Source organism: Tabrizicola sp., from assembly GCF_051645465.1.
GTDB lineage: Bacteria > Pseudomonadota > Alphaproteobacteria > Rhodobacterales > Rhodobacteraceae > Tabrizicola.
Window position 1 is genome coordinate 33,425 of sequence record NZ_JBOFBI010000121.1, and the last position, 25,525, is coordinate 58,949.

General features: G+C 63.9%; 24 protein-coding genes. 10 read left to right on the plus strand and 14 right to left on the minus strand.

Annotated elements, in window-relative coordinates; genetic code table 11:
* Nucleotides 1-88: 88 nt before the first annotated feature.
* From ctrA to ACRCSW_RS07650, 4 genes are all read left to right on the plus strand, one after another.
* Nucleotides 89-796, plus strand: coding sequence for a response regulator transcription factor CtrA (gene ctrA / locus ACRCSW_RS07635; RefSeq protein ID WP_438703931.1), 708 nt, complete (start codon nt 89-91; stop codon nt 794-796).
* Between the two features lie 60 nt (nt 797-856).
* Complete coding sequence (gene ligA, locus ACRCSW_RS07640; RefSeq protein ID WP_438703933.1) at nt 857-2,974, plus strand: NAD-dependent DNA ligase LigA; 2,118 nt, start codon at nt 857-859, stop codon at nt 2,972-2,974.
* Nucleotides 2,971-5,055, plus strand: coding sequence for an ATP-dependent DNA helicase RecG (gene recG / locus ACRCSW_RS07645; protein ID WP_438703935.1), 2,085 nt, complete (start codon nt 2,971-2,973; stop codon nt 5,053-5,055). The genes ligA and recG overlap by 4 nt, the downstream gene beginning before the upstream one ends.
* A gap of 141 nt (nt 5,056-5,196) precedes the next feature.
* Nucleotides 5,197-5,319, plus strand: coding sequence for a hypothetical protein (locus ACRCSW_RS07650; protein WP_438703937.1), 123 nt, complete (start codon nt 5,197-5,199; stop codon nt 5,317-5,319).
* 121 nt (nt 5,320-5,440) lie between these two features.
* Here ACRCSW_RS07650 and ACRCSW_RS07655 read toward each other — a convergent pair whose 3' ends face one another.
* Nucleotides 5,441-5,884, minus strand: coding sequence for an iron-sulfur cluster assembly scaffold protein (locus ACRCSW_RS07655; protein ID WP_438703939.1), 444 nt, complete (start codon nt 5,882-5,884; stop codon nt 5,441-5,443).
* A gap of 61 nt (nt 5,885-5,945) precedes the next feature.
* Here ACRCSW_RS07655 and hisI point away from each other — a divergent pair, with 61 nt between their 5' ends.
* A complete protein-coding gene (gene hisI / locus ACRCSW_RS07660) occupies nt 5,946-6,299 on the plus strand; it encodes a phosphoribosyl-AMP cyclohydrolase (protein WP_438703941.1) in 354 nt (117 codons plus the stop codon).
* 54 nt (nt 6,300-6,353) lie between these two features.
* On the opposite strand, the gene gluQRS is transcribed toward hisI, so the two are convergent.
* The 6 genes from gluQRS to gyrA form a co-directional block, all read right to left on the minus strand.
* Nucleotides 6,354-7,202, minus strand: a complete 849-nt coding sequence (gene gluQRS / locus ACRCSW_RS07665) for a tRNA glutamyl-Q(34) synthetase GluQRS (protein WP_438703942.1) — start codon at nt 7,200-7,202, stop codon at nt 6,354-6,356.
* Nucleotides 7,190-8,521: a methylenetetrahydrofolate--tRNA-(uracil(54)-C(5))-methyltransferase (FADH(2)-oxidizing) TrmFO gene (gene trmFO / locus ACRCSW_RS07670; RefSeq protein WP_438703944.1), complete on the minus strand. Its 1,332-nt coding sequence runs from the start codon at nt 8,519-8,521 to the stop codon at nt 7,190-7,192. Before trmFO ends, gluQRS begins: the two co-directional genes overlap by 13 nt.
* A 67-nt stretch (nt 8,522-8,588) precedes the next feature.
* Nucleotides 8,589-8,966, minus strand: a complete 378-nt coding sequence (locus ACRCSW_RS07675; RefSeq protein WP_438703946.1) for a DoxX family protein — start codon at nt 8,964-8,966, stop codon at nt 8,589-8,591.
* A gap of 105 nt (nt 8,967-9,071) precedes the next feature.
* Entirely contained in the window at nt 9,072-9,380 is a 309-nt protein-coding gene (locus ACRCSW_RS07680) for a hypothetical protein (RefSeq protein WP_438703948.1), read from the minus strand.
* The gene (locus tag ACRCSW_RS07685) at nt 9,361-9,570 is read right to left on the minus strand and encodes a hypothetical protein (protein WP_438703949.1); all 210 of its coding nucleotides are present in this window, start codon (nt 9,568-9,570) and stop codon (nt 9,361-9,363) included. The genes ACRCSW_RS07680 and ACRCSW_RS07685 overlap by 20 nt, the downstream gene beginning before the upstream one ends.
* Complete coding sequence (gene gyrA, locus ACRCSW_RS07690) at nt 9,567-12,284, minus strand: DNA gyrase subunit A (protein ID WP_438703950.1); 2,718 nt, start codon at nt 12,282-12,284, stop codon at nt 9,567-9,569. The genes ACRCSW_RS07685 and gyrA overlap by 4 nt, the downstream gene beginning before the upstream one ends.
* A 187-nt stretch (nt 12,285-12,471) precedes the next feature.
* On the opposite strand from gyrA, the gene ACRCSW_RS07695 reads away from it, so the two are divergent.
* Nucleotides 12,472-12,741 carry an aspartate-semialdehyde dehydrogenase gene (locus ACRCSW_RS07695; RefSeq protein WP_438703952.1) on the plus strand — a complete coding sequence of 90 codons (270 nt, stop codon included), beginning with the start codon at nt 12,472-12,474 and terminating at the stop codon, nt 12,739-12,741.
* A 32-nt stretch (nt 12,742-12,773) separates the two neighbouring features.
* Here the strand turns inward: ACRCSW_RS07695 and ACRCSW_RS07700 are convergent, their stop codons facing one another.
* Both ACRCSW_RS07700 and rocF read right to left on the minus strand, forming a co-directional pair.
* Nucleotides 12,774-13,802, minus strand: coding sequence for an ornithine cyclodeaminase (locus ACRCSW_RS07700; RefSeq protein WP_438703954.1), 1,029 nt, complete (start codon nt 13,800-13,802; stop codon nt 12,774-12,776).
* Nucleotides 13,799-14,722, minus strand: a complete 924-nt coding sequence (rocF, locus tag ACRCSW_RS07705; protein ID WP_438703955.1) for an arginase — start codon at nt 14,720-14,722, stop codon at nt 13,799-13,801. The genes ACRCSW_RS07700 and rocF overlap by 4 nt, the downstream gene beginning before the upstream one ends.
* Before the next feature lie 175 nt (nt 14,723-14,897).
* Here rocF and ACRCSW_RS07710 point away from each other — a divergent pair, with 175 nt between their 5' ends.
* From ACRCSW_RS07710 to ACRCSW_RS07720, 3 genes are all read left to right on the plus strand, one after another.
* Complete coding sequence (locus ACRCSW_RS07710) at nt 14,898-16,868, plus strand: heme lyase CcmF/NrfE family subunit (RefSeq protein ID WP_438703971.1); 1,971 nt, start codon at nt 14,898-14,900, stop codon at nt 16,866-16,868.
* The gene (locus ACRCSW_RS07715) at nt 16,865-17,341 is read left to right on the plus strand and encodes a cytochrome c-type biogenesis protein (protein WP_438703957.1); all 477 of its coding nucleotides are present in this window, start codon (nt 16,865-16,867) and stop codon (nt 17,339-17,341) included. Before ACRCSW_RS07710 ends, ACRCSW_RS07715 begins: the two co-directional genes overlap by 4 nt.
* A gap of 67 nt (nt 17,342-17,408) precedes the next feature.
* Nucleotides 17,409-18,179 (plus strand): enoyl-CoA hydratase-related protein, encoded by a 771-nt coding sequence (locus ACRCSW_RS07720; RefSeq protein WP_438703958.1) that lies wholly within the window; start codon nt 17,409-17,411, stop codon nt 18,177-18,179.
* A gap of 45 nt (nt 18,180-18,224) precedes the next feature.
* Here the strand turns inward: ACRCSW_RS07720 and ilvN are convergent, their stop codons facing one another.
* The 4 genes from ilvN to ACRCSW_RS07740 form a co-directional block, all read right to left on the minus strand.
* Nucleotides 18,225-18,785 carry an acetolactate synthase small subunit gene (ilvN, locus tag ACRCSW_RS07725; protein ID WP_438703959.1) on the minus strand — a complete coding sequence of 187 codons (561 nt, stop codon included), beginning with the start codon at nt 18,783-18,785 and terminating at the stop codon, nt 18,225-18,227.
* Nucleotides 18,786-18,854: 69 nt separating this feature from the next.
* Nucleotides 18,855-20,609 carry an acetolactate synthase 3 large subunit gene (locus ACRCSW_RS07730; RefSeq protein WP_438703961.1) on the minus strand — a complete coding sequence of 585 codons (1,755 nt, stop codon included), beginning with the start codon at nt 20,607-20,609 and terminating at the stop codon, nt 18,855-18,857.
* A gap of 273 nt (nt 20,610-20,882) precedes the next feature.
* Nucleotides 20,883-21,827 carry a sodium:calcium antiporter gene (locus ACRCSW_RS07735; protein ID WP_438703963.1) on the minus strand — a complete coding sequence of 315 codons (945 nt, stop codon included), beginning with the start codon at nt 21,825-21,827 and terminating at the stop codon, nt 20,883-20,885.
* A gap of 93 nt (nt 21,828-21,920) precedes the next feature.
* Nucleotides 21,921-22,331, minus strand: a complete 411-nt coding sequence (locus tag ACRCSW_RS07740; protein WP_438703965.1) for a VOC family protein — start codon at nt 22,329-22,331, stop codon at nt 21,921-21,923.
* Nucleotides 22,332-22,616: 285 nt separating this feature from the next.
* Between ACRCSW_RS07740 and ACRCSW_RS07745 the strand changes: the two genes are divergently transcribed.
* The gene (locus ACRCSW_RS07745) at nt 22,617-23,723 is read left to right on the plus strand and encodes a TRAP transporter substrate-binding protein (protein WP_438703966.1); all 1,107 of its coding nucleotides are present in this window, start codon (nt 22,617-22,619) and stop codon (nt 23,721-23,723) included.
* A 67-nt stretch (nt 23,724-23,790) separates the two neighbouring features.
* On the opposite strand, the gene ACRCSW_RS07750 is transcribed toward ACRCSW_RS07745, so the two are convergent.
* Nucleotides 23,791-25,494 carry a TRAP transporter large permease gene (locus ACRCSW_RS07750; protein ID WP_438703973.1) on the minus strand — a complete coding sequence of 568 codons (1,704 nt, stop codon included), beginning with the start codon at nt 25,492-25,494 and terminating at the stop codon, nt 23,791-23,793.
* Nucleotides 25,495-25,525: the final 31 nt, after the last annotated feature.

The window sequence follows — 25,525 nt, forward strand, 5'->3', positions numbered from 1 at the left end:
TTTCTCACTCCCGCATAGGCTTAGTAACATTCGGTTAACCATTGACCGGTTAAGTCGTTAACGATGAACACCGGAGTGGAGTTACTGAATGCGTATTCTGCTTGTTGAGGACGACCCGACGACCTCGCGCAGCATTGAACTGATGCTGACCCATGCGAACCTGAACGTCTACTGCACGGACATGGGCGAAGACGGGATCGATCTCGCTAAACTCTATGACTACGACCTGATCCTTCTGGACCTGAACCTGCCCGACATGAGCGGGCATGAGGTCCTGCGTCAGGTCCGCCAGGCGCGGGTGACGACGCCCATCCTGATCCTGTCGGGCGCCGACGACACCGAGAGCAAGCTCAAGGGCTTTGGCTTCGGGGCGGACGACTACCTGACAAAGCCTTTTCACCGGGAAGAACTGGTGGCGCGTATTCATGCGATCATCCGCCGCTCGAAAGGCCACAGCCAGTCGATCATCAAGACCGGTCGTGTTGCGGTGAACCTGGACGCGAAGACCGTCGATGTCGAAGGCAAGACGGTGCATCTGACCGGCAAGGAATACCAGATGCTGGAACTGCTTTCTCTCCGCAAGGGTACGACGCTGACCAAGGAGATGTTCCTGAACCATCTCTACGGCGGGATGGACGAGCCAGAGCTGAAGATCATCGATGTCTTCATCTGCAAGCTTCGCAAGAAACTTGCGGAAGCGACGGGCGGAGAGAACCATATCGAAACCGTGTGGGGCCGCGGCTACGTTCTGCGCGATCCGACCGCGGGCGTCCCACGGCTGGCAGTAAGTGCCTGATCTTTACCTTCGCGGGCCTGCCGCCTAACCTTTGGCACAGAGCTTTGGGGGGCGGCGGGAATGGCGGAGAAGCCGGTTGAGGCACTGACGGAAGCCGAGGCGAAAGCCGAACTTGCGCGGCTGGCCGAAGCGATTGCTGCGGCCAACACCGCCTATCACACGCTCGACGCGCCCGAGATTTCGGATGCCGACTACGACGCGCTGAAGCGGCGGAATGCGGCAATCGAGGCGCGGTTCCCTGGGTTGAAGCGGGCGGATTCGCCCTCGGATCAGGTGGGTGCGACGGTTGCCGATGGTTTCGGCAAGGTTGCCCACCGGGTGCGGATGCTGTCCCTGGAAAACGCCTTCGCGGCCGAGGAGATCACGGACTTCGATGACCGGGTCCGGAAGTTCCTGGGGCATGCCGGCGGAATCTCCTACACCGCCGAACCGAAGATCGACGGGCTCTCGCTGTCGCTCCGCTATGAGGGCGGCCAACTGGTCCAGGCCGCGACCAGGGGCGACGGAGAGGTTGGCGAAAACGTCACCGACAACGCCCGCACCATCACAGACATTCCCCAACGCCTGACCGGTGCGCCGGAAGTGCTGGAGGTCAGGGGCGAGGTCTACATGAGCCACGCCGACTTCGCGGCGCTGAACGCGCGTGCGGCGGCGGCCGAGGAAAAGACCTTCGCCAACCCACGGAACGCGGCGGCGGGGTCGCTCCGGCAGCTCGATGCCTCGATCACCGCCAGCCGACCGCTGCGCTTTTTCGCCTACGCCTGGGGTGAGGTGTCAAAACCGCTCGCTCACACGCAGTTCGAAGCAATCGGACGTCTCAAAGCCTTGGGATTTCACACAAATCCCCTGACCGCCCTCTGCGACGGGCCAGAGGCGCTTCTGGCGCGCTACCGCCAGATCGAAACCCAGCGGGCAACCCTTGGCTATGACATCGACGGGGTCGTCTACAAAGTGAACGACCTTGGCCTGCAGGCGCGGCTCGGCTTCCGCTCCTCCACCCCCCGCTGGGCGATTGCCCACAAATTCCCGGCCGAGCTCGCCTGGACCGAGCTTCTGGGGATCGACATCCAGGTCGGTCGGACCGGCGCGCTTTCGCCCGTCGCGCGGTTGCAACCGGTGACGGTGGGCGGTGTCGTCGTCAGCAATGCGACACTGCACAACGAAGACTATATCGCTGGACGCGACAGCCGCGGCGAGACGATCCGGGGCGGCAAGGACATCCGGGTTGGCGACTGGGTGCAGGTCTACCGGGCTGGTGACGTGATCCCGAAGGTCGCAGATGTTGACCTGTCGCGCCGCAAGCCCGGTGCGCAACCCTATGTTTTCCCTGAGCTATGCCCTGAATGCAGCAGCCCCGCCCACCGCGAGGAAGGCGACTCGGTCCGCCGCTGTACGGGGGGGCTCATCTGCCCGGCGCAGGCGGTAGAGCGGCTGAAGCACTTCGTCAGCCGGAACGCCTTCGACATCGAGGGGCTTGGCGCGAAACAGGTTGAACTGTTCTTCCGTGACGAAACCCTTCCGGTCAAAACCCCCGCAGACATCTTCACCCTTGCAGAAAGAGACGCCGCCAACCCATTGCAGAGGCTCAAGAATCGCGATGGCTTCGGCGAAGTGTCGGCAGGCAAGCTCTTTGCCGCGATCGAAGCGAAGCGGACCATTCCGCTTGACCGGCTGATCTTTTCGCTCGGGATACGGCACATCGGCGAGACGTCCTCAAGCCTTTTGGCCCGGCACTACGCCACCTGGGAGGCGTTCGTTCGCGCTGTCGATGAGGCACAGAACTTCCATGGCGACGCATGGGACGAGCTGACCGCAATCGACGGGATAGGCGAGGTCAGCGCACGGGCCCTGGTCGACGCGCTGCATCCCGCAAATGCCGAGCGCGCCGAAGTCAATCGGCTGATCAGTCACTTGACCGTATTGCCAGTAGCGGCGGCGGCAACGGATTCCCCGGTCGCGGGCAAGACCGTCGTCTTCACCGGAACGCTGGAAAAGATGACCAGGGCCGAGGCAAAAGCACGGGCCGAAGCGCTTGGCGCGAAAGTTGCTGGGTCGGTCAGCGCCAAGACCGATCTGGTCATCGCCGGCCCCGGAGCAGGCTCAAAGGCCAAGGATGCGGAACGGCTCGGTGTCCAGATGATCGACGAGGATGCCTGGCTCCGGCTGATCGGCGGATGAGCCGCCCCGAGGCCCTGTTCCCGCTTTATGCGGAGCTTGAGACGCTGCCGGGCGTCGGGCCGAAAGCCGCAAAGGCGTTCGAGGGGCTTGGCGTCACCAGGCCGAAGGACCTCCTGTACATCCTGCCGCACTCCGGCGTTGACCGCGAGCTCAGGGCGTCGGTCCGCGACGTCGTGCCACCCGCCACCCTGACGGTTGAGGTTGAGGTTGGCCAGCACGTGCCCCCACGCCGGAAAGGCGGGCCGTACCGCGTGCACGTCCGCGACAAACGGGTGGAGTTCCTGCTGGTCTATTTCCATGCCCGCGCCGAGGCTTTGCAGCGGCTTCTGCCGACCGGACAAAGGCGCATCGTCTCGGGCAAGGTCGAGCTTTTTGACGGCATCGCGCAGATGGTGCATCCCGATCACGTGCTCCGGCCCGAGGAAGCCGCAGAAATCCCCGCCTATGAGCCGGTCTATCCACTGACAGCGGGCCTGACGCAGCGGGTCGTGGGCAAAGCGGTGGCCGGGGCGCTGACGCGGCTTCCTGAGATGACAGAGTGGATCGACGCGGGCTTGAAGAAACGGGAAGGCTGGCCGGACTGGGCAGCAGCACTGAAGGCAGCCCATGCGCCCGACGGGGCGGGCGGCCTTGTCTTTACGCATCCAGCGCGGCAGCGCCTGGCCTATGATGAGCTTTTCGCGCATCAGCTGACCCTGTCGATTGCGCGGTCCCGCATCCGGCGCGGCAAGGGGATCGAGACGCGGGGCGATGGAGCTTTGCGCGCCAAGGTATTGGAAAGCCTGCCTTATCAGCCCACCGGCGCTCAGATCAGGGCAGTCGCGGAGATCGAGGCTGACATGGCCCAGCCCCTGCGGATGAACCGGCTTCTGCAGGGCGACGTGGGGGCCGGCAAGACGCTTGTCGCCTTTCAGGCGCTTCTCATCGCGGTCGAAAGCGGCGGGCAGGGCGTGATGATGGCGCCGACCGAAATCCTCGCCCGGCAGCATTTCGAGGGGCTGGCACCGCTCGCCCGGGCCGCAGGGGTGCGGCTGGAGCTGCTCACCGGCCGCGATCGGGGGGCGGACCGGGCAATGAAGCTGGAGGATCTGGCCATGGGGCGGATCCCGATCCTCGTCGGGACCCATGCGGTTTTCCAGAAAGACGTGGAATTCCAGGACCTTCGCCTTGCTGTCGTAGACGAACAGCACCGCTTCGGCGTGGCCCAGCGGATGGAGCTTGGCGCAAAGGGCGAGGCGGCAGATGTGCTGGTGATGACGGCCACGCCCATCCCCCGCAGCCTGGCCCTTGCGACCCATGGCGACATGGATGTCTCGATCCTTGACGAAAAGCCCGCCGGGCGAAAGCCGATCCGGACGGCGATGGTGTCGACCGAGCGGCTGGACGAGGTGGTAGACCATCTGCGGAAAGCCGTTGCTGAGGGGCGGCAGGCCTATTGGGTCTGCCCTCTGGTCGAGGAATCCGAAGTGGTGGACTACGCCAGCGCCGAAGAGCGGTTCCGGCATCTGCGCGCGGCTTTAGGCGACCGGGTAGGGCTTGTTCACGGTCAGCTCCCGCCCGCGGAAAAGGATGCGGCCATGGCGCGGTTCGTGGGCGGCGAGACCTCGGTCCTGGTCGCGACGACGGTGATCGAGGTCGGGGTGAACGTGCCCAATGCGACGATCATGGTGATCGAGCAGGCGGAGAGCTTCGGCCTTGCGCAGCTTCACCAGCTTCGGGGACGGGTTGGGCGGGGCGAGGCAGCCTCGACCTGCCTCCTGATGTACCAGCCGCCATTGAACGAGACGGGGGCCCGGCGGCTGACCACGATCCGCGACACTGAAGACGGGTTCCGCATCGCCGAGGAGGATTTGGCGATGCGGGGGGCGGGCGATCTGATCGGCACGGCGCAGTCCGGACTGCCGAAGTTCCGCGTGGCCGACTTGGAGCGGCAGGCTTCGCTGATGGCGCTGGCGCAGAGCGACGCGCGGAAGCTTCTGCATGATGATCCGGAGCTGCAGGGCCCACGGGGGCAGGCGGCGCGGGCGCTTCTTTGGCTGATGGATCAGGACCGCGCGATCCGATTGATGAACGTCGGTTGAGGCAAAGCTCATCCTTCCCTTCGGTCGGTCTTCGCGGGCCGATTCGCCGTTGGTCACTCTGTGTTCGCGAATGTTCTTAAAAAGTTCTTTACAAGGCTAATGAAGTATGAGAACAAATAAGCAACAAGCATGGAGGACGCGATGAAAGACGCCATGAAGACCCTGTTCTCGAACACCTCTCGCGGTGCGTTGGAGGATCTCGTCGGTCTTGCCGCGCTTTTCGTGCTGCTCTTTGCCGTGCTGGCTCTGCCCGGCTCCGTTTGAAGGTTCTGCCCCGCGCTCTGTCCCCCGAGGGTGACGGTCTTCCCGGCCTCTGGCCCACCGTCCGCCGTTCCCAGACGCGCCACTGCCGCCGCCATCCCCCCGGATGTGCGGCGGTTTTTTCTTAGGCAGCCGCCTGGGCGGCCTCAGTCGCCTCACAGATCGCCTCAAGCGCCAGCAGGATGGAGGCGTGGCGGTTCTTGAAGTCGCGGGCGGGGAGGAGGACTTCGTAAGCCTCGAAAGGGGCGGATGGGACGGGGCCGCCGTCTTTCAGCATCGCGCGCAGGGCGTCACGGGCGGACTGAAGTTCGGGGAGGGTGCGGCCGATGGCGGCGGCCCCAAGGACAGCGGCGGAGGCCTGACCAAGGGCGCAGGCCTTTACGTCCTGGGCGAAGTCGGAGATGCGGCCGTCTTTCACCACTACATCCGCAGTGACAGTCGACCCGCAAAGGGGGGACCGACGCCGTGCGGTGCCTTGCGGGGTGGCAAGCCGACCGTGATGCGGAATGTCGGCCGCAAGTGCCAGGATACGGGCGGAGTAGAGCTTGATGAGGTCGCTGTCGCTCATGGTATGTCCTTGATCAGGGTTGTATGTAGACCCGCCGAGCCCGACTGCCAAGGAGAGAGCCATGCCTTTCGACCCTGCGACCCTGAAGTATGACGCCCAGGGGCTGATCCCCTGCGTCGCGCAGGACCATGTTTCGGGCGAGGTGCTGATGGTGGCCTGGATGAATGCCGCCTCGGTCACACGGACCTTGGAGACGGGGAAGGTCACCTACTGGTCGCGGTCGCGGGGGGAGTTCTGGGTGAAGGGCGAGACCTCGGGGCACCATCAGCGGCTGGTCGAGTTGCGGGTGGATTGCGACCGGGATGTCCTCTTGGCCTTGGTCGAGCAGGAGGGGCCGGCCTGCCATACCGGGCGGCGGTCGTGTTTCTATACGGCGGTGCGGGGGGGCGAGGAGGTGGAGATCATCACCCCGTAACGCTGCGTTACGTCTTTCTAAGCCATTGAAATGGCGTGACATGGATTGCTGGCGTTAACCTTCCGGTAACCCGACCAGTCGACGGACATCGGCGGGCGTCGCGCCTTCGGCACGGTACTTCGAGATCGCGCGGGCGTCGTCGCGTTTGGCCAGGCGCTTCCCCTGATCGTCGCGGATCAAACGGTGATGGTGGTAGACTGGGGTCGGCAGGCCGAAGAGGCGCTGGAGGATCACCTGGACCGGGGTGAACTCGAAGAGATCCTCACCCCGGATGATATGGGTCACGCCGTGGTCGCCATCGTCGAGGGCGGCCGCGAGGAAATAGGCGACGATGTCCTCGCCTTTCCGGGAAAGGACCACGTCGCCGATGCGGTCTATCGCCTGTGGCGGATCGATCTGGTGGTGGCCAGCATGGGCGGGGCCGGTTTCGGTAAAGCTGAGGTCGGCGCCCGAGAGGGCATCCAGCGCAGCGGCGAGATTCAGACGCAGCGCATCGCCGGGCTTGCGGCTGTCCATCGACCGGTGGCGGCAAGTGCCGGGATAGACGTTGAAGACAACGCCCTCTTGCGGAGCGGACAGGGCGGAGCGGATATCCGAGCGGGTGCAGGAGCAGGGGTAGAGGAGGCCCCGCGCCGCGAGAGGTTCCAGCCGGACGTTGTAGCTGGCGATGTGTTCCGACTGGCGATGGACGGGGCCGTCGCAGGCAAGGCCAAGCCAGGCAAGGTCTTCGAGGATAAGGGATTCGTATTCGGATTTGCTGCGTTCAAGATCAGTATCCTCCATTCTCAGGAGGAACGCCCCGCCTTCCGCCCGCGCCATGTCATGCGCCAGGATCGCAGAATAGGCGTGGCCGAGGTGCAGGGGGCCGGTCGGCGACGGGGCGAAGCGGGTTACGAAAGCCATGCGGTAAAGGCGTCTTTGGCGCGGTCGGTATAGGCCTTGTAACGGTCTTTCCGACCCTTGCGGCCTCCCTTCGCTTCGATCGGGGGGAAGAGGCCGAAGTTCACGTTCATCGGCTGGAAGGTTTTCGCCTCGGCCCCGCCGGTGATGTGGGTGATAAGCGCGCCCATCGCGGTTTCGGGGGGTGGTGGAGCAAGTTCGCGGCCAAGGATCTCGGCGGCCGCCATCCGGCCCGCGAGGAGGCCCATGGCGGCGGATTCGACATAGCCTTCGACACCGGTGATCTGGCCGGCAAAGCGGATATGCGGGCGGGACTTGAGACGCATTTGCGCGTCCAGCAGCGTCGGTGAGTTGATGAAGGTGTTGCGGTGGATGCCGCCGAGCCTTGCGAAGCTCGCATCCTGCAGGCCGGGAATCAGCTTGAAAACAGCAGTTTGTGCGCCGTATTTCATCTTGGTCTGGAAACCGACGATGTTGTAGAGCGTGCCTAGCTTGTTGTCGCGTCTCAGTTGCACGACCGCATAGGCCTTTTGGTCCGGCTTGTGCGCGTTCGTGAGGCCGACCGGCTTCATCGGCCCGTGGCGGAGCGTCTCGCGACCGCGTTCGGCCATGACCTCGATGGGGAGGCAGCCGTCGAAGTAACCTGCGGTTTCGCCTTCGCGGAATTCGGTCTTTTCGGCGGCGAGAAGCGCGTCGATGAAGGCCTCGTATTCGTCGCGGGTCATCGGGCAGTTGATGTAGGCCTTCTGCTCGTCCTCGGTCTCGCCCTTGTCGTAGCGCGACTGCATCCAGGCGACCGACATGTCTATACTATCTGTATATACAATCGGCGCGATGGCGTCGAAGAAGGCGAGGGCTTCGGCCCCGGTCGCGGCGCGGATGGATTCGGCAAGCGCGGTCGAGGTCAGGGGGCCAGTGGCGACAATCCAGTGACCGTAGGAAGGGAGTTCGCTGAGTTCCTGATTTTCGACGAAAATCAGGGGATGCGAGCGCAAGCGCTCGGTCACGGCTTGCGCGAAGGGATCTCGGTCGACGGCCAAGGCTCCACCAGCGGGCAGGCGGTGCTTTTCCGCCATTTCCATGATCAGACCACCGGCGGCGCGCATTTCCCAGTGGAGGAGGCCAACGGCGTTCCGCTCATGGTCGTCGGACCGGAAGGAGTTCGAGCAGACCATTTCGGCGAAATCGCCGGTGCGGTGGGCGAAGGTCACGACTTTGGGACGCATCTCATGGATGACGACGGGGACGCCCATCTGGGCCGCAGCCCAGGCGGCTTCGGAGCCGGCCATGCCGCCGCCGATGATGTGAAGGGGTTCGCTCATGTCGCCGATTTAGGCGAGACCCAGGGAAAAGGGAAGCCGGGGGCTTGAGCGGCCGCCTTTGCGACGATCACGCCTTGTCGACCGCGGGTTTGCCGGGCCCGTGAGTGAAGATCATCAGGAACGCGGCGGCCACGCCAAGGTTCTTGAAGAAGGCCTGCATTTCCATCTGGTTGTCCGGTTGCAGGTGGTAAAGGAGCGCGGTCACGACGCAGAAGCCCGCGCCGAGAAGGGCCATGATCCGGGCCTGGAAGCCGATGAGCACGGAAAGGCCCAGGGCAATTTCAAAGGCGATCGCGGGCCAGGCGAGGAAGGCGGGCAGACCGCCGGAGGTGAGATAGCCGGTGAAGCCTGCGACATCGCCCATCTTGAAGAAGCCCGCCGGAATGAACATGGCGGCGAGGAAGATGCGTCCGAGAAGCGGCGCGTAGGTCTTGAGCTGTTCCATAAGTGGTCCCTTGTCCCGATCGGTTGCCGGTGGCGCATGATAAACGTGCGGGCCAATGCAAAAATTCGTCATGGATGCAGGCTGTCTTTGCGTCTGCGCACAGAGTTAGGGCGTTTTGCTCAGGCGGCGGCGCTGGTCGGCGGTGAAGGCGGCGGGGTCCTGGATGTCATGGCCAAGCTCGGCGGCTTTCTGGAAGAAACCGGGGGCGGGGAGCTGGTGGGGCGAGAGCCGCTGGCGGAGGAGGGCGGCGCGGAAGGGGCGGCCTTGGGCTGCGTCCTCCTCCATCAGGGTCTCAAGTTGGGCTGTGAGTTCGGCCATGCGGAGGCCGAGGTCGCGGGCGAGGTCGCCGTAGGTGATGGTCTCGCCCGCAGCCGCGAGGGCCGCGAGGCGGGACTCAAGGCTGGCGCTGTTCAAGGGCGGTGGCAATCCTACTCAACTGCTTCGCCATTTCTTCACTAGCATCAGCAGATCGCTTTGACTCAGAAAGTATGTCCTTCTGAAACGTCGAACCCCCGCCCATCCTTCGCATGAAGAAAATCCAGACACCAATCAGGATCAGAAAGGGCAGCCAGTTGATAATCATTTTTACGACGGATTCGCTCATTCTTCCTCTCCTTGATCCGCAACGCGCGCCACTGAAACCACTTCCTCATCCGCCGCCACGGCAAACACCCGGACACCCCCGGCACTTCGGGAGCGGAAGCTGATCTGCTCGACCGGCACGCGGATCGACTGGCCGGTGGAGGTGGCGAGCATGATCTGGTCGGAAAGCTCGACCGGGAAGGAGGCGATGATGCGGCCTCCCCTTGGGCCGGGGGAGATGGCCTTGACACCCATGCCGCCGCGGCCGCGGACGGGGTAGTCGTGGGAGGAGGAGAGCTTGCCGGACCCACCTTTGGTGACGGTAAGGATCAGGTCCTCGGCCGCCGACATCTGGGCCCAGCGTTCGGGGGAAAGCTGGCCAACGGCCACGGCTTCTTCCTCATCGTCCGAGGTGTCATCCTCGGTCACCCCGGCCATCAGGCGGCGCTGTTTGAGGTAGGCGGCGCGTTCCTCGGGGGTGGCCTCGAAGTGGCGGATGATCGACATTGAGACGACGTGGTCGTCGCTTCCGAGGCGGATGCCGCGGACGCCTGTCGAGCCGCGGGATTTGAAGACGCGGATCTCGGTCGTGGAGAAGCGGATGGCGCGGCCGGCTTCGGTCACGAGCATGACGTCGTCCTGGTCGTCGGCGATGGCGGCGTTCACCAGGAACACGCCCTCGGGCAGGTTCATCGCGATCTTGCCGTTGCGCTTGACGTTGGTGAAGTCGGAAAGGTCGTTCTGGCGGACGTCGCCGTCACTGGTCGCAAAGACGATCTGGAGGGTGGCCCAGTCTTCCTCCGGCACGTCGACGGGCATCAGGGCGGCGATGGAGACGCCGGCCTCGATCGGGAGGATGTTGACCAGCGCCTTGCCTTTGGCGGTGCGGCCAGCCAGCGGCAGGCGCCAGGTCTTCAGTTTGTAGACCATGCCGTCGGTGGTGAAGAAAAGAAGCCAGGTGTGGGTGTTGGCGACGAAAAGCGTGGTGACGACGTCGTCGTCCTTGGTCTGCATGCTGGCCAGGCCCTTGCCACCGCGGTTTTGCGAACGGAACTCGGCCAGGGGGGTGCGCTTGATGTAGCCGCCCGAGGTGATGGTCACGACCATATCCTCGCGCTCGATCAGGTCTTCGTCCTCCATGTCGCCGGACCAGTCGGTGATCTCGGTGCGGCGGGGGACGGCGAAGAGCGCTTTGACCTCACGGAGCTCGTCCGAGATGATGGACATGATCCGATCGCGGGAGCTGAGGATTTCCAGGTAATCCTTGATCTTCGCGGCCAGTTCTTCCAGCTCGTCGGTGATTTCCTTGACGCCAAGGGCGGTCAGGCGCTGCAGGCGCAGTTCCAGAATGGCGCGGGCCTGCACTTCCGACAGGTTGTAGGTGCCATCGTCGTTCACCGGATGCGACGGGTCGTCGATCAGTTTCAGGAACGGAATGATCTCGCCCGCGGGCCAGCGACGGGTCATCAGGCGGTCGCGCGCCTCGGTCGGATCGGCGGAGGTGCGGATGGTCGCGACCACCTCGTCGACGTTCGACACGGCCACGGCAAGACCGCAGAGGACATGGCTGCGCTCGCGGGCCTTGCGAAGCTCAAAGGCGGTTCGCTTTGCTACAACTTCCTCGCGGAAGCTTATGAAATAGGTCAGGAAATCGCGCAGCGTCAGTTGTTCCGGCCGACCGCCGTTCAGGGCCAGCATGTTGCAGCTGAAGCTGACCTGCATCGGCGTGAAGCGGAAAAGCTGGTTCAGGACCACGTCCGCCGTCGCGTCGCGCTTGAGCTCGATCACCACGCGCACGCCGATCCGGTCGGATTCGTCGGCGACGTTGGAAATGCCCTCGATCTTCTTCTCGCGCACCATTTCGGCGATGATCTCGATCATCCGGGCCTTGTTGACCTGATAGGGCACCTCGTCGATGATGATGGCCCAGCGGTCCTTGCGGACCTCTTCGATCCGGGTTTTCGCGCGGATGATGACGCTGCCGCGCCCTTCCAGATAGGCCTTCCGGGCGCCGGACCGGCCAAGGATCAGGGCACCGGTCGGGAAATCGGGCGCGGGGATGTATTCCATCAGCGCTTCGGTCGACAGGTCAGGATTTTCGATCAGCGCCAGCGTGCCGTCGATCACCTCACCCAGGTTGTGCGGCGGAATGCGGGTGGCCATGCCGACAGCGATGCCTTCCGCGCCGTTGACCAGCATATTCGGGTAGCGGGCGGGAAGAACCGTCGGCTCACGGTCTTTTCCGTCATAGTTGTCCTGAAAATCGACGGTTTCCTTGTCGATATCGGCCAGAAGGAAGGTCGCCGGTTTGCCCATGCGCACTTCGGTATAGCGGAAGGCCGCCGCCGGATCGCCGTCCATCGAGCCGAAGTTGCCCTGGCCGTCCAGAAGCACCAGCGACATCGAGAAGGGCTGCGCCATCCGGACCAGCGCGTCGTAGATCGCGGAATCGCCGTGCGGGTGGTATTTGCCCATCGTGTCGGCCACGGGGCGCGAGGATTTGCGGTAGGGTTTGTCGGGCGTGTTGCCGACCTCGTTCATCGCGTAAAGGATGCGGCGGTGGACGGGTTTCAGGCCATCGCGCAAGTCCGGAATGGCCCGCGAGACGATCACGCTCATCGCGTAGTCGAGGTAGGCGGTCTTCATTTCCGCCGCGATGTCGATCTGGGGGCCGTGATGCACCGGGCGTTCCGGCTTTTCTTCTGTATTTTCAGTATCTTCCGGAGTGTCGGCCAAGGTGCTTTGCGCCTTCTTTGCGGGATCAATATTTAGCAGTCCCAAGGATACACCAACCAAGCTGTGGGGTGCAATGGCGGCCAGTGCCAAGGCGCCGATCCGGACGATTTCGTTCAACTTCCGGTTTTAATGAAAAATTAACTCATGGCCGCCAAACCTGTGCAGAGCTTTGTGAAAGGTGTGCCGGATGATCGAAAAAGTACTGAAACCCGAAGGGACCGGATACGAGCCCACGCGCGCCGAAGTCAGGTTTCGGCTGCCCGGCAATCGCAGCGTCTTCAGCAGCATCGTCTGGGAGGGTGTCGATCGCGCGCCCGAATACCCGAAGCTCTTCGGTTTTCTGGCCGACTGGGATGAAAGCATCGACGGAACGCTGCAGTCGGTGACGGTTTCGCGCAAATGCGTGCGCCAACAGGGCACGTGGCGGAAGGCGGGGAAGCGAATCCTCTTGCACTGATCCGCCCTTGCGCGGCCCACCTGCCGCGACCTTCAGGCCGCGCGCAGGATCATCCCGAAAAGGTCGCGCGGATCGTCGGGGTCGGCAATCATGTCAAGATCGTCATAGAGCCCGGTCTCGGCCAGCTTGCCGCGGATGTAGCGGAGTGCCGAAAAGTCCTCGATCGCAAAGCCGACGCTGTCAAAGAGGGTGATTTCGGCAGCCGAAGTGCGGCCGGGGATTTCGCCCGCGATGACGCGCCAAAGCTCGATGACCGGATGATCCGGGTCGAGCTGCTGGATTTCGCCTTCGATGCGGGTCTGGGCCGGGTATTCGACGAAGATCGAGGAGCGGAGGAGGATGTCGCGGTGAAGCTCGGTCTTGCCGGGGCAATCGCCGCCAACGGCGTTCAGATGGACACCGGCGCCGACCATGTTGTCGGTCAGGATCGTCGCGTACTGCTTGTCGGCGGTGACAGTGGTGATGACGCCCGCACCCTGGATCGCCTCTTCCGCCGTCCGGCAGGAGGTGACTTTGAGCCCGCGGCCAGCCAGGTTCTTCGCGCACTTGGCCGTGGCGGCGGGGTCGAGGTCGTAAAGCCGGACCTCACGGATGCCGCAGACCTCACGGAACGCAAGCGCCTGGAATTCGGCCTGGGCACCGTTGCCGATCAGCGCCATCGTGTCGGTCTTGGGGCCGAGCCACTTGGCCGCCATGGCGCTGGTTGCGGCGGTACGAAGGGCGGTGAGGATGGTCATCTCGGACAATAGCACCGGGTAGCCTGTAGATACATCGGCCAGAAGTCCAAATGCTGTAACGGTTTGCAGGCCTTTCTTCATGTTCGAAGGGTGGCCGTTCACATACTTGAACCCGTAGGTCTCACCATCAGAGGTGGGCATCAGTTCGATGACGCCGACATCGGAATGCGACGCGATGCGGGGGGTCTTGTCGAACAGGGGCCAGCGGCGGAAGTCGGCTTCGATCTCGTCGACAAGGTCACGCATCACGCGCTCGATGCCAAGGTGAAGGACAAGCTTCATCATCCGGTCGACGGACACGAAGGGGACGAGGTTCAGCATCATTTGCTCCTTGTGGGCCGGTCGAAGACTTTTTTGCCCATGAGGGAGCCGACGAGGTCGACCATCAGGCGCGCGGTCATGCCGCGGTCATCGAGGAAGGGGTTGAGCTCAACAAGGTCAAGCGAGGTGACGAGGCTGGATTCGTGGAGAAGCTCCATGACGAGATGCGCCTCGCGGTGGGTGGTGCCGCCGGGAACAGTGGTGCCGACGGCGGGGGCGATGGTCGGGTCAAGAAAATCGACGTCGAGCGAGACGTGAAGCATCCCGCCTTCCTCGCGGCAAAGGGTCAGGAACTCGCGGAGGGGGGCGACGATCCCGCGTTCGTCGATGACCCGCATGTCGTTGATGGCGATGTCGCGTTCCAGCATCGCGGCCTGTTCGGCGGGGTCGACGGACCGGATGCCGAACATGCAGATCCGGTGGGCAGGGACTGGGGCGGGGAAGGGCGGGAAGGCGTCAAACCCGTCGCGACCGGCGATATAGGCGAGCGGCGTGCCGTGGAGGTTCCCGGAGGTGGTGGTCAGCGGCGTGTGAAAGTCGGAATGCGCGTCGAGCCAGAGGAGAAAGAGCGGGCGGCCCTGCCGTTTGGCGAAAGCGGCGGCCCCGGCGGCGGAACCAAGTGCCAGCGAGTGGTCGCCGCCCATGATGATCGGGAAGCCGTCCTGAGACAACGCATCATCGACGCGGTCCATCAGGATCTCGGCCCAGCCGATGGTTTCGGCAAGCGAATGGACCGCAGGGTTCGGGCAGCTGACCTCTCTCAACTCGGGAAGCACGAGGTCGCCCCAGTCCTCAACCCCATGCCCTTCCGAGGCAATTTCGCGCGCAAGGCCCGCGACGCGATAGGCGGCGGGACCCATCAGGCAGCCGGCACGTTTCTGGCCGGTGTCGATGGGGGCACCGATCAGGATGGTCTTGGGCATGGGTCACCTCCGTGTCTGGTGGGGTTTAGCGGGGGCCGTCTGGTGCTGGCAACGGGCATTTAGGCGGGTTTCAGGCGACTTTGTCGGCATTATGCCCGAATGGCGCGGCGGAAGGGCGCAGGCCTTTCGCCGCCGCGCCATCAGGCCTATCATGAATGAAACAGATGGGGGCGAGATGATCGTCGAGCTGGGGCATTTCGCGCTGATCCTTGCGCTGATGGTGGCGCTGGTGCAATCGACGCTGCCGCTTTGGGGGGCGCAGCGGGGCGATGCACGGCTGATGGCGCTGGCGGGGCCTGCGGCGGGGCTGCAGCTGATCCTGATCGGCACGTCCTTCGCGGCTCTGACCTGGGCCTTTGTCGCCTCGGACTTCTCGCTGGCGGTGGTCGTGTCGAACTCGCACACGCTTAAGCCGCTGCTTTACAAGATTTCGGGCGTCTGGGGAAACCATGAGGGGTCGCTGCTCCTCTGGGTTCTCATCCTTGCGGTCTATGGCGGGGCGGTGGCCGCGTTCGGCGGTGGGCTGCCTGCGCGGCTGAAAGCCAGAGTGCTGGCGGTGCAAGGGATGATCGGGGTCGCGTTCCTGCTGTTCCTTCTCCTCACCTCGAACCCCTTCTGGCGTCTGGAGCTGCCACCCCTGGACGGGCAGGACCTGAACCCGCTCTTGCAAGACCCCGGGCTCGCGTTTCATCCGCCGTTCCTCTACCTCGGCTATGTCGGCCTGAGCATGGCGTTTTCCTTTGCTGTGGCAGCACTTATCGAAGGCAAGGTCGATGCGGCCTGGGGGCGCTGGGTCCGGCCCTGGACGCTGGCGGCCTGGATTTTCCTGACCATCGGCATCGCCTTGGGGTCGTGGTGGGCCTACTATGAGCTTGGCTGGGGCGGGTTCTGGTTCTGGGACCCAGTCGAGAACGCAAGCTTCATGCCATGGCTGCTGGCGGCGGCGCTGCTGCATTCGGCAATTGTCGTAGAGAAGCGGGAAAGCCTGAAAGCCTGGACCATCCTTCTGGCCATCATGGCCTTCGGTTTCAGCCTGATCGGCACGTTCATCGTGCGGTCGGGCGTCATCACCTCCGTCCACGCCTTTGCCAATGACCCGGAGCGCGGGGTCTTCATCCTGATGATCCTTGGGGTCTTCACCGGGGGTGCGCTGGTGCTGTTCGCACTCCGCGCCGGAACGATGGAGGCGCGGGGCGTCTTTGGCTTTGTCAGCCGGGAAAGCGCCATCATCACGAACAACATCCTGCTCAGCGTGGCGTGCTTTGTCGTGTTTATCGGAACAATCTGGCCGCTGATCGCCGAATTGTTCATGGGTCGCAGCGTGAGCGTCGGGCAACCCTTCTTCAATGCGGCCTTCACGCCCTTCATGGTCGCACTCGCGACGATCCTGCCGGTGGGCGCGATGCTGGCCTGGAAGCGCGGCACTGTGAGGCGGACTTTGCAGGGCCTGATCCCGGCGCTGGTGTTGGCCTTGGCGCTTGGGGCGCTTGCCGTTGCAATGCAGACGGGCCGGACGGCGCTTGGGCCGATCGGTCTGATGCTGGGGGCCTGGGTGCTGTTCGGGACTTTGACCGACCTCTGGGCACGAACCGGACGCGAGGGCTTTGGAGCCCGCCTTACCCGGCTTGGCCGCCTGCCGCGCGCGGACTGGGGCAAGGCCGTGGCGCATGGCGGCCTCGGCGTCACGATCTTTGCGGTGGCAGCGATGATGTCCTGGAAGATCGAGGATATCCGGGTTGTCCAGGTCGGCGAGACCTTTCCTCTGGGCCGCTACGACGTGCGGCTGGACGATGTCCGCGAGGTCGAGGGGCCGAATTACCAGTCGACCATGGCCGAGATGACGGTCAGCCGGAATGGCGCAGTCGTCACGGTTCTGCGGCCGGAAAAGCGCATCTATCCAGTGGCAGCGATGCCGACGACAGAGGCCGCGATCGACTATGGGTTTCTGCGCGACATCTATCTGGTGCTGGGCGACCGGCAGCAATCGGGCGGCTGGGCGGTCAGGAGCTACATCGAGCCCTTTGCGAACTGGCTTTGGGCGGGCTGCATCCTTATGGCGCTTGGCGGGGCCTTGAGCCTTTCGGACCGGCGCTACCGTGTGGCTGCGGGTGCACGGAAGGTGCCTGCAGGGGTGCCGGCGGAATGAGAGGGTGGTTAAGAAATGGTGCGTGCAAGCACACACCCTACGTGTTGGCGCTTCTGCTTGCCGTTGCCTCGCCGGTGTTTGCCGTGCAGCCGGACGAGATGCTGGACGACCCGGCACTTGAGGCCCGCGCCCGCGACATCAGCCGCGACATCCGCTGCCCGGTCTGCCAGGGCGAGTCCATCGACGATTCCAGCGCGCCGATCAGCCGGGCCCTGCGGATCATCATCCGCGAGCGGCTGGTGGCGGGGGATACGGACGAGGAAGTCGTCGACTACATCGTCGCCCGCTATGGCGAGTTCGTTCTCTTCAACCCCCGGCCGACGGGGTCGAACCTGATCCTGTGGCTGGCGGGACCGGCGCTTCTGCTCGGCGGGATCGCGGTGGCGGTGGCCGCAGCGCGGCGGCGGGTTCAGCCAGAGGCGGCGCTGTCCGCCGATGAAGAGGCGCGGTTGAAGGAAATCCTGAAAGAGTGACGCGGCGTTTGCCTTTTGGTCACCGTTCCGCCCCGGCTAGGTTTGGGCGGGAAGGGGAGGGCTTCGCATGTCGGATGTACTGAAGATCGAGGTCGAGGGCGGCATCTGCCGGATCACGATGAACCGCCCCGAAACGATGAACGCGCTGAACCGCGCGCTGCGGCGCGAGCTCACGGCGGCCTTGCTGGCGGGGCATTCGGCCCGGGTGATCGTGCTGACCGGCACAGGGCGCGGTTTCTGCTCGGGGCAGGACTTGTCGGATGTCGAGGGGCTGAATGAGGCCGGGTTCGAAGGCATCCTGAACAACGAATATGTGCCGATGATCCGGGCGATCACCGAGGCGCCGGTGCCGGTCATCGCGGCAGTGAACGGGGCGGCGGTGGGGGCGGGGGCGAACCTGGCTTTGGCCTGCGACCTGGTGATCGCCTGCGAAAGCGCGGTCTTCATCCAGGCCTTCACCCGGATCGGGCTGATCCCGGATGCCGGGGGGACCTCGTTCCTACCCCGGCGGGTTGGGCTGCAGCGGGCGATGGGGGCGGCGTTGCTGGCCGAGCCGGTTCCGGCGCGCCAGGCGGCGGAGTGGGGGATGATCTGGGAGGCGGTGCCGGACGACCGTTTCGCCGAGGTGGTGGCCCAGCGGGCCCTGAAGCTTGCCGCCGGGCCGACGGGTGCCTACGCGGCGCTGAAACAGGCGCTGCGCGGGGCGTTTGACCAGTCGCTGGAGGAACAGCTGGCGGTCGAGGCGCGTTTGCAGGGGGTCTGCGGGGCTTCGAGGGACTTCGGGGAAGGTGTGGCGGCGTTTCTTGGGAAACGCGCGCCGAGGTTTACGGGGAAGTAGGGCGGGCTTCAGCCCGCCGATGAAAGAGTCGGGCTGAAGCCCGACCTACGCCCCGCGCGAAAGCGCCGCGACGCCGGTGCGGGCGATCTCGATCAGACCCAACGGGCGCATCAGTTCGGCGAAAGCGTCGATCTTTTCCGGCGTTCCGGTCATCTCGAAGACGAAGCTCTCCAGCGTCGAATCCACCACATTTGCCCGGAAGATCTCGGCCAGCTGCAGCGCCTCGACCCGCGCGGCACCTTTGCCTGCGACCTTGAAAAGCGCCAGTTCCCGCTGGACGCTTGGCCCTTCCGCAGTCAGGTCGTGGACATCATGCACCGGCACCATCCGGCGGAGCTGCGCCTCGATCTGGTCGATCACGGCAGGCGTGCCGCGGGTGACGATGGTGATCCGGCTGCGGTGGCCGGTGTGGTCCACTTCCGCTACAGTAAGGCTGTCGATGTTGTAGCCCCGGCCGGAGAAAAGCCCGATGACCCGCGCCAGGACGCCGGGCTCGTTCTCGACAATCACCGCGAGGGTGTGGCTTTCCTCGACCTCGCTCAGGCCCGAGCGGAGGTCGTAGGCGGAGTGGCTGGTCGAGCCCTTCTTGATATTCAGAGCAGACATCTTCTGCCTTTCATCTTTGTACAAATATCCTGCGGGGGTGCGGGGGTGCAAAACCCCCGCTCCAACGGTTCACACCAGCACCGCCCCCTTGGCCCCGATCACCCCTTGCGTGTCGGCGTCGCCCAGCAGCATCTCGTTGTGCGGCTTGCCGGAGGGGATCATCGGGAAGCAGTTTTCGTGCTTTTCGACCAGGCAGTCGAAGATCACCGGGCCGTCGTAGGCCAGCATCTCCATGATCGCGTCGTCGAGGTCCTGCGGGCGGTCGCACTTGATGCCCTTGCAGCCGAAAGCCTCGGCCAGTTTCACGAAATCGGGCAGGCTTTCGGACCAGGACGACGAATAGCGCTCGCCATGCAGAAGTTCCTGCCACTGGCGGACCATGCCGAGGCGTTCGTTGTTCAGGATGAACTGCTTTACCGGCGTGCGGAACTGCATCGCGGTGCCCATTTCCTGCATGTTCATCAGCCACGACGCCTCACCCGCGACGTTGATCACCAGCGCCTCGGGGTGGGCGATCTGGACGCCGATGCTGGCGGGGAGGCCGTAGCCCATGGTGCCGAGGCCGCCGGAGGTCATCCAGCGGTTGGGGTCCTCGAAGCCAAGGTACTGCGCGGCCCACATCTGGTGCTGGCCGACCTCGGTCGTGATATAACGGTCGCGGCCTTTGGTCAGCGCCTCAAGCCGTTCAAGCGCGTATTGCGGTTTGATGGTCTTGTCGGACGGCTTGTAGGACAGGCACTTCACCGACCGCCATTCCTCGATCTGCTTCCACCAGCTGGCGAGGCCGCGCTTGTCGGTCTTCGACCCCCGTGCGCGCCATTGGCGGAGGAGTTCCTCCAGCACGCGTGTCACGTCGCCGACGATCGGCACATCGACATGGATGACCTTGTTGATCGACGAGGGGTCGATGTCGATGTGGGCCTTCTTCGACCGGGGCGAGAAGTCCTTGATCCGCCCGGTGATCCGGTCATCGAACCGCGCGCCGATGTTGATCATCACATCGCAGCCGTGCATCGCGAGGTTGGCCTCGTAAAGCCCGTGCATCCCGAGCATCCCGACCCAGTTCTTGCCGCTCGCCGGATAGGCGCCAAGGCCCATCAGGGTCGAGGTCACGGGAAAGCCGGTCTCGGCCGCCAGTTCGCGCAAGAGCTGGCTTGCGCGGGGGCCGGAGTTGATGACGCCGCCGCCGGTATAAAGGATCGGGCGCTCGGCTTGTTCCATCAGTTCGACCAGCTGGGCGATGCGGGCAGGGTCGCCTTCGGTGCGGGGCTGGTAGTGCGAGACCCTGGCCTTTTCGGCGGGCACATAATCGGCGGTGGCGAACTGCACGTCCTTCGGGATGTCGATCAGCACCGGACCGGGGCGGCCGTGGGTGGCGACGTGGAAGGCCTGGTGGATGGTATCCGCCAGCTTGGCGGTGTCCTTTACCAGCCAGTTCATCTTGGTGCAGGGGCGGGTGATGCCGACGGTGTCAGCTTCCTGGAAGCCATCGGTGCCGATCATGAAGGTCGGGACCTGGCCGGTGAGGACGATGATCGGGATCGAGTCCATCAGCGCATCCGTCAGGCCGGTGACGGCATTCGTGGCACCTGGGCCCGAGGTCACCAGTGCGACGCCCGGCTTGCCGGTGGACCTTGCATACCCCTCGGCCATGTGGACCGCGCCCTGTTCGTGGCGGACAAGGACATGGCGGATGTCGTTTTGCAGGAACATCTCGTCATAGATCGGAAGCACGGCCCCGCCGGGATAGCCGAAGACAACCTCGACACCCTGGTCCTTCAGGGCCTGGATCACCATCTTCGCACCGGTCATCTGCTTCGACATCTGTCTCTCCTTCAGCGCAACAAAAAGCCCCCGGAAGTTTCCTTCGGGGGCGCATGGGAACCTGGATGGGTCAACCGTTACCGGCCCATGCGCATCCTTCCTACGAGTACAAGAATTGCAGCCATTGGCGCATCCCTTCAGGTTCGGTCGGAAGAGTAGGGCGCGGTATGCCGGGCGTCAACGGGATTTGCAATACGAAAATGTCGCAATGACGGTAACATCTTTGCATTCGTTGCGCGGAACCGGCCGCTCCGCGCAACTTTTGTCGCCAGCTTACCCGGCCACGGCCGTCGCCGGTGCCATCAAGAGCCATACGTAGACCACATAGGCCGCCAGCAGCACGGCCCCCGCAATCCGCGGGATGCCCTTGAAGATAAAGGCGAGGACGGTCAGCCCGACGGCGGTACCAAGCACCCAGGGCATGTCTCCGGCCAGGAAGCGCGGGTCCATCTCGTCGCCGATGATCGGGGCCACCAGGCTGGTCAGGCCCAGGATGCCAAGGATGTTATAGATGTTCGACCCCACGATGTTGCCCACCGCGATCTCGCGCTGGCCACGGATCGCGGCGATGATCGAGGTCGCCATTTCCGGGAGGCTCGTGCCGACGGCCACGATGGTCAGGCCGATCACCGCCTCGGAGACGCCAAACATCGTCGCGATCTCGACCGCGCTGTCAACCAGAAGCCGCGCGCCCACGATCAGGACCAGAAGCCCGCCGATGATCATCAGCCAGGCTTGCCACTGCGGGGGCAGGGGCGAGGTATCGCCGTCCTCGTGCCCGCTGCCGGACCAGATCGAGAACCAGACATAGGCGCCGAGCAGCAGCACCATGACGATGCCCTCAAGCCGCGACAGATCGCCGTCCATCATGATCGCCCAGAGGCCCGCCGAGACGAGGACCATGATCACAAGGTCATTCCGCAGCCGACCAAAAGGGATGATCAGCGGTGCAATCAGCGCGGATATGCCAAGGATCAGCAGAATGTTGGCGATGTTCGAGCCCAGAATATTGCCGATGGCGATACCAGGGCGGTCTTCCAGCGCCGCTTCCAATGAGACGATCAGCTCTGGCGTCGAGGTGCCAAAGCCCACGATCGTCAGGCCGATGAGCATTGGCGAAAGCTTGAAGCTGCGGGCGACGGCGGTCGAGCCCTTCACCAGATACTCGGCCCCGAAGTAGAGCGCGACAAGGCCGATCAGGAAAAGCAGATAGGTCAAGGCGTTCCTCTGTCTTGTGTTTGGGGGGAGGTTTGTCCGCTGATGAAAGATTGCAAGAGGCCGGGGGAAAGAAAACGACTGACCAGGGCGGGCCTAAGCCTCTTGGTGGTCTGTGGCCGGCTTGTAGCAGACGGCATTCAGCTTGTGGCCGTCGGGGTCGCGGACATAGGCCGCATAGAAGTGTTCCCCGTAATGGGGGCGCAGACCCGGTGCGCCCTCGTCAGTCCCGCCGTGCGCCAGGGCCGCGGCGTGGAACGCATCCACCGCCGCCCGGCTTTCGGCCAGGAAGGACACCATCGTCCCGTTGCCGACAGATGCCGGATTGCCATCGAAGGGCTGGGTGACCCAGAGGTGGGGGCCCGGATCATCCACCCCCCAGGCGGCCGAACCGTCGTCGGGGCTGTAATCCTCGACCCGGACATGGCCAAGCGGGCCCAATACCGCATCGTAGAACCGCATTGCCTTCGCAAGGTCGCGCGTTCCAAGCGAGATATAGCTGAACATGGCGGCTCTTCTTCACCAAAGATGATTCTGGTCGTCACGTCAGTCTGGCAGCGCAAAGGGCGATCGTCACGGTCGTCCGGCGCACAATCGGCGGTTGGGCGCGCCTGCAAGCGGCACTGGGGTCCCGGCGCCATCGCCGTCGGGTGATTTCGCTTTACCAGACGGCCCTTTCCGCGCGTAATTTTGTGTTCCTATCTTGCAGGAGCTTGAGTAGGGTTTATCTCCGACGCGCACGGGACGCAGCTCAGGAAGACGGACCCGGCACCAACTGTGGAGGAGAACTGAATGGATCGACGCTCATTTCTGACGAAGGCTTCTGTCGGCGGTGTTGCTGCCGCAGGTGCCGTGGCGCTGGCGGCCCCCGCTATCGCCCAGGACGCGCCGACGGTGACCTGGCGCGTGGCGTCGGGGTTCCCGAAGTCGCTCGACACCATCTACGGCGCTGCCGAGACGATGGCGAAATACGTCTCCGAAGCAACCGACGGCAAGTTCGTGCTGCAGGTGTTTCCGGCAGGCGAACTGGTCCCGGGCCTTGAGTCCGCCGAAGCGGCGGCAACCGGCTCGGTCGAAATGGCGCACACGGCGGCCTACTACGACTGGGGCAAGGATCCGACCAACGCACTTGGCACCACGGTTCCGTTCGGTCTGAACTACCGTCAGATGAACGCGTGGCTCTACCACGGCGGCGGCATCGACATGCTGAACGAGTTCTATAACACCCGGAACCTGCACTACATTCCCTGCGGCAACACCGGCGTGCAGATGGGCGGCTGGTACCGCAAAGAGATCAACAGCGTTGCCGACATGCAGGGCCTGAAGATGCGGATCGGCGGCTTTGGCGGCAAGATCATCGAAAAGCTTGGCGTCGTACCGCAGCAGATTGCCGGTGGCGACATCTACCCGTCGCTCGAGAAGGGCGCCATCGATGCCGCCGAGTTTGTCGGCCCTTATGACGACGAAAAGCTGGGCTTCTACAAGGTGGCGCCGTTCTACTACTATCCTGGCTGGTGGGAAGGCGGTCCGACCCTGTCGAACATGATCAACCTCGCCAAGTGGAACGAGCTTCCGCCGGTCTATCAGAGCGTCCTGAAGACCGCGAGCGAGGCCGCCAACTCCAACATGATGGCGAACTATGACTGGAAGAACGTGACTGCGCTGAAATCGCTGGTGGCCAACGGCACACAGCTCCGTCCGTTCCCGCAGGATGTGATGTCGGCGGCCTACGATGCGGCGGTCTCGACCTATGCCGAGATCAGCGGCACGAATGCGGCTTTCAAGAAGATCTACGACAGCCAGCAGGCGTTCAAGAAGGATGCCTATCTCTGGGCGCAGATCGCTGAATACAACTACGACGTGTTCATGATGGCGCAGCAGCAGGCCGGCAAGCTCTGATCCGACTGCCAGACTAAGAAACGGCCCCGGAGGAAGCTCCGGGGCCGTTCGCGTTTGGAAGGCAGCGTCAGGGGTTTACCACCGGCGGGCCAAGATTGGGCGCCCCAAGGTTCGGCGCGCCAAGGGTGGGGCCGGTGCCTCCGCCAGGGGTCAGGATCGTGGTCGGTGGAGGGACCTTGATCTCGACCGTGCTTGGGTCGACGGGCGTACCCTTGTAGTGCATCACGGTCTGCGGGAACAGGATCACCACCGCGATCATCACCACCTGGATGGTGATGAACCAGAAGGCCCCGGCATAGATCTGCGTGGTCTTCACCGGCTCCATCCTGAGGCCCGTGACCTTGTCGATATAAGGCACCTTGGCCGCGACCGATCGCAGATAGAAGAGCGCAAAGCCGAAGGGTGGCGTCAGGAACGAGGTCTGCAGGTTCATCCCGATGATCACGCCCAGCCAGATCAGGTCGATGCCGAAAGCTTCCGCCGGGGCGATCAGCAAGGGCACGATGATGAAGGCGATCTCGAAGAAGTCGAGGAAGCATCCCAGGATGAACAGTATGATGTTGATGACGATCAGGAACCCGATCTCGCCGCCCGGTACTGCGGTCAAGAGCTCCTCGACCCAGACATGGCCGTTCAGTGCGTAGAACGTCAGCGAGAACATCCTGGCCCCGATCAGGATGAACATGACGAAGGCCGAAAGCCGGGTGGTCGAGGCCAGCGCCTGGGTCAGCACCGACATGCTGAGGCGCCGCTTGAGGAACGCCATCACCAGCGCGCCGACGGCACCCATCGCACCCGCATCGGTCGGAGTGGCAAGGCCGATGAAGATGGTGCCAAGCACAAGGAAGATCAGGGCAAGCGGCGGGATCAGCACCATGATCACCTGCTGCGCCAGCCGCGACATGGTGTTCAACCCCATGACCTTGTCGGCCAGAGTGTAGAAGTAGATCACCAGCACCCCGACTGTTGCGCCAAGGATGTCTGCATTCGCGCCGTGCGTTTCGTAAAGCCAGACATGCGCTCCGTAGCCGATGGCCATCAGGGCAGCCAGCGCCACCATTAGCGACGTGACGCCGTTCCCAAGCGTGCGCACCTCGACCGGCAGGGCAGGCACCCAGGACGGGCGCAGGATCGCGATCATGACGACGTACAGCAGGTAGAAGCCAGTCAGGATCAGCCCCGGAACGATCGCGCCCGCATACATGTCGCCGACCGAACGGCCAAGCTGGTCGGCCAGGACGATCAGCACCAGGCTCGGCGGGATGATCTGCGCGAGCGTCCCCGAAGCCGCGATGACGCCCGAGGCGAGCCGCCGGTCATAGCCGTAGCGCAGCATGATCGGCAGCGAGATGAGGCCCATTGCGATGACCGAGGCCGCCACGACGCCGGTGGTGGCGGCGAGAAGGGCTCCAACCAGAACCACCGCATAGGCAAGGCCACCACGTATCGGGCCGAAAAGCTGGCCGACGGTGTCGAGAAGGTCTTCCGCCATGCCGGATCGTTCAAGGATGATACCCATGAACGTAAAGAACGGAATCGCAAGCAAGGTGTCGCTGGAAAACACCCCCCAGAGCCGCTCTTTCATGCTGCCCATGAGCGACCAGGTGAGGTTGATTTCGCCGCCCGAGATGGGCGTCAGCCAGACGCCGATTGCGTAGAACACAAGGCCGTTCGCGGCCAGCGAAAAGGCGACCGGATAACCCAGAAGCAGGAAGCCGATCAGGCTGATGAACATGATCGGGGCAAGGTTGTGGGCGATGAGTTCGATCACTTCTTGATCTCCTGCACCAGTGCTGCGACCT

Excerpts from the sequence above, each read along its gene's own strand:
- ctrA (WP_438703931.1), top strand. The coding sequence starts at position 89 with ATGCGTATTCTGCTTGTTGAGGACGACCCGACGACCTCGCGCAGCATT.
- ligA (WP_438703933.1), top strand. The coding sequence starts at position 857 with ATGGCGGAGAAGCCGGTTGAGGCACTGACGGAAGCCGAGGCGAAAGCC.
- recG (WP_438703935.1), top strand. The coding sequence starts at position 2,971 with ATGAGCCGCCCCGAGGCCCTGTTCCCGCTTTATGCGGAGCTTGAGACG.
- ACRCSW_RS07650 (WP_438703937.1), top strand. The coding sequence starts at position 5,197 with ATGAAAGACGCCATGAAGACCCTGTTCTCGAACACCTCTCGCGGTGCG.
- ACRCSW_RS07655 (WP_438703939.1), bottom strand. The coding sequence starts at position 5,884 with ATGAGCGACAGCGACCTCATCAAGCTCTACTCCGCCCGTATCCTGGCA.
- hisI (WP_438703941.1), top strand. The coding sequence starts at position 5,946 with ATGCCTTTCGACCCTGCGACCCTGAAGTATGACGCCCAGGGGCTGATC.
- gluQRS (WP_438703942.1), bottom strand. The coding sequence starts at position 7,202 with ATGGCTTTCGTAACCCGCTTCGCCCCGTCGCCGACCGGCCCCCTGCAC.
- trmFO (WP_438703944.1), bottom strand. The coding sequence starts at position 8,521 with ATGAGCGAACCCCTTCACATCATCGGCGGCGGCATGGCCGGCTCCGAA.
- ACRCSW_RS07675 (WP_438703946.1), bottom strand. The coding sequence starts at position 8,966 with ATGGAACAGCTCAAGACCTACGCGCCGCTTCTCGGACGCATCTTCCTC.
- ACRCSW_RS07685 (WP_438703949.1), bottom strand. The coding sequence starts at position 9,570 with ATGAGCGAATCCGTCGTAAAAATGATTATCAACTGGCTGCCCTTTCTG.
- ACRCSW_RS07695 (WP_438703952.1), top strand. The coding sequence starts at position 12,472 with ATGATCGAAAAAGTACTGAAACCCGAAGGGACCGGATACGAGCCCACG.
- ACRCSW_RS07700 (WP_438703954.1), bottom strand. The coding sequence starts at position 13,802 with ATGATGCTGAACCTCGTCCCCTTCGTGTCCGTCGACCGGATGATGAAG.
- rocF (WP_438703955.1), bottom strand. The coding sequence starts at position 14,722 with ATGCCCAAGACCATCCTGATCGGTGCCCCCATCGACACCGGCCAGAAA.
- ACRCSW_RS07710 (WP_438703971.1), top strand. The coding sequence starts at position 14,898 with ATGATCGTCGAGCTGGGGCATTTCGCGCTGATCCTTGCGCTGATGGTG.
- ACRCSW_RS07715 (WP_438703957.1), top strand. The coding sequence starts at position 16,865 with ATGAGAGGGTGGTTAAGAAATGGTGCGTGCAAGCACACACCCTACGTG.
- ACRCSW_RS07720 (WP_438703958.1), top strand. The coding sequence starts at position 17,409 with ATGTCGGATGTACTGAAGATCGAGGTCGAGGGCGGCATCTGCCGGATC.
- ilvN (WP_438703959.1), bottom strand. The coding sequence starts at position 18,785 with ATGTCTGCTCTGAATATCAAGAAGGGCTCGACCAGCCACTCCGCCTAC.
- ACRCSW_RS07730 (WP_438703961.1), bottom strand. The coding sequence starts at position 20,609 with ATGTCGAAGCAGATGACCGGTGCGAAGATGGTGATCCAGGCCCTGAAG.
- ACRCSW_RS07740 (WP_438703965.1), bottom strand. The coding sequence starts at position 22,331 with ATGTTCAGCTATATCTCGCTTGGAACGCGCGACCTTGCGAAGGCAATG.
- ACRCSW_RS07745 (WP_438703966.1), top strand. The coding sequence starts at position 22,617 with ATGGATCGACGCTCATTTCTGACGAAGGCTTCTGTCGGCGGTGTTGCT.